This window comes from Streptomyces sp. NPDC048415 (genome assembly GCF_040651675.1).
Classification (GTDB): Bacteria; Actinomycetota; Actinomycetes; order Streptomycetales; family Streptomycetaceae; genus Streptomyces.
The window spans coordinates 1-4,521 of the sequence record NZ_JBEZKJ010000196.1 but is presented as its reverse complement, the minus strand read 5'-3'; the positions used below and the strand labels follow the sequence as shown (position 1 = coordinate 4,521).

At 67.9% G+C, this 4,521-nt stretch carries 3 protein-coding genes and 3 pseudogenes; 2 read left to right on the top strand and 4 right to left on the bottom strand.

Annotated elements, in window-relative coordinates; genetic code table 11:
• Nucleotides 1–123, top strand: a pseudogene (locus AB0D27_RS45080) (IS630 family transposase); the annotation flags it as partial.
• 37 nt (nt 124–160) lie between these two features.
• Here the strand turns inward: AB0D27_RS45080 and AB0D27_RS45075 are convergent.
• Nucleotides 161–1,297: pseudogene (locus AB0D27_RS45075) on the bottom strand (IS701 family transposase); the annotation flags it as partial.
• 78 nt (nt 1,298–1,375) lie between these two features.
• Nucleotides 1,376–2,632, bottom strand: coding sequence for a pentapeptide repeat-containing protein (locus AB0D27_RS45070; protein ID WP_362521393.1), 1,257 nt, complete (start codon nt 2,630–2,632; stop codon nt 1,376–1,378).
• 258 nt (nt 2,633–2,890) lie between these two features.
• Between AB0D27_RS45070 and AB0D27_RS45065 the strand changes: the two genes are divergently transcribed.
• Entirely contained in the window at nt 2,891–3,808 is a 918-nt protein-coding gene (locus AB0D27_RS45065; protein ID WP_362521390.1) for a Ku protein, read from the top strand.
• Here AB0D27_RS45065 and AB0D27_RS45060 read toward each other — a convergent pair.
• Nucleotides 3,805–4,143 (bottom strand): DUF6233 domain-containing protein, encoded by a 339-nt coding sequence (locus AB0D27_RS45060; protein ID WP_362521388.1) that lies wholly within the window; start codon nt 4,141–4,143, stop codon nt 3,805–3,807. The genes AB0D27_RS45065 and AB0D27_RS45060 overlap by 4 nt on opposite strands.
• Nucleotides 4,144–4,312: 169 nt before the next feature.
• Nucleotides 4,313–4,521, bottom strand: a pseudogene (locus AB0D27_RS45055) (ISAzo13 family transposase); the annotation flags it as partial.

Here is a 4,521-nt window from a genome sequence, read left to right as displayed (position 1 = left end):
CAGTTCCAGCTCAAGCCGCATCTGGCGGACACCTTCAAGCTGTCGACGGACCCGTTGTTCATCGAGAAGGTCTACGACGTCGTGGGCCTCTATTTGGTTGGCCGACCGGAGCGGGCGGGGGTGGGTCCGGCGTGAACCAGGTGCTCCAGCAGAAGCTGAAAGCACAGTTCACGAGGGCCTGGTGGCGGCGGATGGCGGTGTCGGAGCGGACCTGGAAGTCGGCCCAGCCGAGTTCGTCCTTGACCTGCTTGTAGCTCTGCTCCACCCAGTGCCGCAGCCCGTAGAGCCGTACCACTTCGGTGAGATCGGCGGCCGGGTGGCGGCTGTGTGCCGCGCGGGGTGATCGGGGCAGGGGCAGGTTGGTGGCCAGGTACCAGGTGGACGTCTCGGGCAGGGTGGCCGGGTCGGTGGTGGCCACCACGAGCCGGATCACGCCATTGGGTCCCCACCAGCCCAGCTGGGCGTCGGCGGCCCACCAGGTCGCGGTACGTCCGTTGCGGAAGTTGCGGGTCACCGGCTGCCAGTCGCCGCTCTGTTCGGGGCCGTGCCAGGCGAGTTCGCGGGCGGCATCGACGGGCCGGAAGGCGTCTTTGTACTGCCAGGTGCCGTGTCCGCGTTTGAGGGCCATCACGAACGGCATGCGGGCGTCGGACAGTTCGGCGCGGAAGGTGTTGTGGTCGCCGTAGGCGCAGTCGGCGACGACTGCCCGGAACGCCACGCCGGCTGTCGTCGCCGCGCGGGCCAGGGCGGCCCCGATCTGCAGCTTGGTGCGGAAGCCGGGGTCATTCTTCCCGCCGGGGAAGTGGTGGGCGGGGGTGTAGGGCACGGCATGCAGCGGGTAGTAGAGGCGTTCGTCGGCCCAACAGGTGGTCACCGTGACCACGCCGCGGTCGATCTTCCCGACCGAGCCGAGGTACTGCTTGCCGACGTGCGCGGTCGAGTGGCCGTCCTTGCGGTCACCGGAATCGTCGATGCCCAGCACCCCGCCGTCATGCGGCGCAGTGGCCGAGTCGGCCAGCAACAACTCCAGGCGGCGGGCATTGACCTGCTCGCCGTCCCAGGTCGACTCGGACAGAAAGAACTGCAGGCGCTGCACCGCCGCATGCTGGGCACCCACCACGGGCTCCGTGCCGGCCAGGCAGGTCAGCGTCTTGTTGCGGTCCCGCGGCAGCAACAAGCCGGCCAGATACTCGCGAAACCCCCGCCGCTGCGCCAACGTCCCGAAAAGATCATCGAACCGGGCGGCATAGGCTTCCAGCGGACCCGGAGCGGGCGGACACGGCAGCCGCTTCGTCATCTCAGGCTCCCCAGGCCGTAGTTGACACCTTCACCTCACGGCCTACTCCCGCACGAACCCGCCGTCAACAAACCACCGCTAGGCGCCCGCCGGGACCGGAAGAGGGCCCCACTCAAACACGGTGCCGCTGAACGTCGCACTGTTGAAGTTGACCCTGCCGCGGTTGAACGTCGCGTCGCCGAAGTCGACCGTGCCGCCGAGGAACGCTGCGCCGAAGCTGACCCCGCTGCCGTTGAACGTCGCGTTGCGGAAGTTGACCGTGCTGCCGTTGAACGTCGCGTCGCGGAAGTTGACCGTGCCGCCGCTGAACGCCGCGCGGGTGAAGTTGACCGTGCCGCCGCTGAACGTCGCGTCGCCGAAGTTGACCGTGCCGTCGGTGAACGTTGCGCCGCCGAAGTTGACCGTGCCGCCGCTGAACGTCGCACCGAAGAAGGAGGCCATGCCGCTGAAGGTCGCGCGGTTGAAGTCGACCGTGCCGCCGCTGAACGCCGCGCCGCCGAAGGAGATTGTGCCGCCGCTGAACGCCGCGCGGGTGAAGTTGACCGTGCCGCCGCTGAACGCCGCGCGGGTGAAGTTGACCGTGCCGCCGCTGAACGTCGCGCGGTCGAAATAGACCGTGCTGCCGCTGAACGTCGAGAGCCTGAAGTGGACCGTGCCGCCGCTGAACGTCGCGTCGGCGAAGGAGACTGTGCCGCCGCTGAACGTCGCGCGGTCGAAGTCGACCGTGCCGCCGGTGAACCATGCACCTCCGAAGTGGACCGTGCCTTGAAAGTGGCTGGTTGAGAAGCTGCCGCCGTCAAAGACCGCGCCGGTGAAGTTGAAGTTGTTCCGGCACCAGGCGGTGCGTGCCTCCGGATCCTGCAGGTGGTCGCGGATGACGCGGATGATGGTCTGGCGTACCTCCCGCTCGCCCGCCTTGTGGCCTTGAGCGGTGTGGTCGGGTTCGTAGGGCATGCGGAGGTAGGCGCACAGGACGTCGATGCAGACCTGGCGTTGTTCTGCCCAGTCGTCGGCGAGGCGGACGAGGGCGTAGACGCCGGCGAGGCGGACGGCGGCCTGGTCGTGGCCGAGCTGTTCGGCGGCGGTGGTGTAGCGGTCGGCGAGCTGGCTTGCGTCGGCGCGGTGTGCGTCGCCCTCGGCGAGGAGCTGTTTGCGGTAGGCGTACAGACCGGCGAGGACGGCACCGATCAGGGTCAGGGCCGTCACGGTGGCTTTGAGGACGTCATTGATGTTGACCGGCTTGGGTGGCTTCTGGTCGGCGGCCGCCTGCGCGAAGTGGTCGTAGGCGTAGTGGTAGATGACCCAGCCGAGGACACCGGCGGCTATCAGCGCCACGGGTGCCACGATCCAAACGGGCCAGAGATTCGGTGTGTACCGGCCCCGGGGGGCCTCGCGCTTGCGCCGGAGTGAGACTGCCACGTCAGGAGCATGGAGCCCAGCAGCTGTCCGGGACAGCGACTTGACGAAAGACGCTGCGGGCCCCGGCCGAGCCGGGGCCCACAGCCCGAACGGCGCGGCCGCGGCGTACGCGTCGCGAGGAGTACCCGCCACTCATAGGCTGGCTGTCTCGGGGCACGTCGCGGAGGGTCTGCCATGCCCCGAATCATCTGGTCAGGCGCGATCAGCTTCGGGCTGGTCACGATCTCGATTCACGTCGTCAGCGCGACCGAGGATCACTCCATTCGCTTCCACCAGGTGCATCTCGAAGACATGGGCCGGGTGCGGGTGCGGAAGTACTGCGAGGTCGAGGAACGCGAAGTCTCGAACGCGGAGATCGGGAAGGGCTACCCACTGACCAAGGACACGATCATTCCGGTGCTCGACGAGGAGCTGCGGGAGATGCCGCTGCCGACGGCCAAGGCCATCGAGATCCAGGCCTTCGTGCCGGTCCAGAGCATCGACCCGATCCGCATCGGTGAGGGCTACTACTTGCAGCCCGACGGGCAGGTCGCGGCAAAGCCCTACAAGCTGCTGCGCCAGGCATTGGAGCGGTCGTCCAAGGTCGCTGTCGCCAAATTCGCCTGGTCCGGCCGCGAGCGCCTGGGGATGTTGCGGGTGCGCGACGACGTGATCGTGCTGCATGCGATGAAGTGGGACGACGAGATCCGCGACCCCGCCGAGCTGGCCCCCGAGGGCGTGGAGCTCACCGACGACGAGATCACCGAGGCGGAGCACCTCATCGAGCGGCTGTCCCGCGACGACCTCGAGGGGCCCGAGTTCACCGACCAGTACACCGAGGCGGTCGCCAAGCTGATCGAGGCCAAGCGGGAGGGGAAAGAGCTGTCTGCGCCGCCCGAGCAGGAGGCACCGGCGGGGAAGGTGGTCGACCTGATGGCCGCCCTCAAGGAGTCCGTGGCGAAGGCGCAGGCATCCCGCGGTGAGGACGCCACCGTCCACGAGATGCCGAAGAAGACGGTGGCCAAGAAGACGGCGAAGAAGGCGCCCGCGAAGAAGACCGCGGCGAAAAAGGCCGCCAAGAAGGCGGCGAAGAAGCCGCCCCGCAGTGCCTAGTCCAATACTCCGAGGATGGCGTCCGGGTTGCAGTGCGTGCAGGCCGGCACGTGCTCATACAGGGCGCGCCGTGCCTGGTCCTCGGTGATCGGCTTGACCCGGCTTCCCTTCGCCATGTGGCAGTCCCCCGTGTGTACGGAGACCGGCGGGCGGCCCTGGCCGATGCCGAGCTGGAGCACCCAGTCCGGGACCGGCGGCCGTCGTTGCTCGCCGCGCCGCCGCTCGGTTTCACGCCGCTCCTCCTCCGCGATCCAGCGCCTCGTCCGGGCGAGGTCTCGTTCCTGCACGCGCTCCAGGAAGCGGAGCAGGTCGAGGCGGGGGCCGGAATCGTTCACACGTTCGATTCTAGAACTGTTCAGGCTGGTCAGCGCGACGGGGTCTGATTGTCCTGTGTCAACGAACCGTGATCATGTGCCATCGAACTTTGACCGACGCGGGTTCGTGCCATCGAAGTTTGATCACGCCTGGCCAGGGGCCAAAGTTGGGCTAAGGGCTTGCAGATCATTAACACGTTGTCTTGATCTTGTTGTGGGGCTCGCTGGTTTGGGCGAGGACTCGAGCCTGGAGGGCCGCGAGGGCGACGGGTGGCGTCGCCGTGGGCGGGATGGCGATGCCGTATGCCTCGAGCAGTTTCCTGTTCTTCAGAAGGGTGCGGTGCATCGCGGTCCGGCTGCTGCCGAACAGCACCGCGAGGGGTTCCGCGGTCAGGGCGA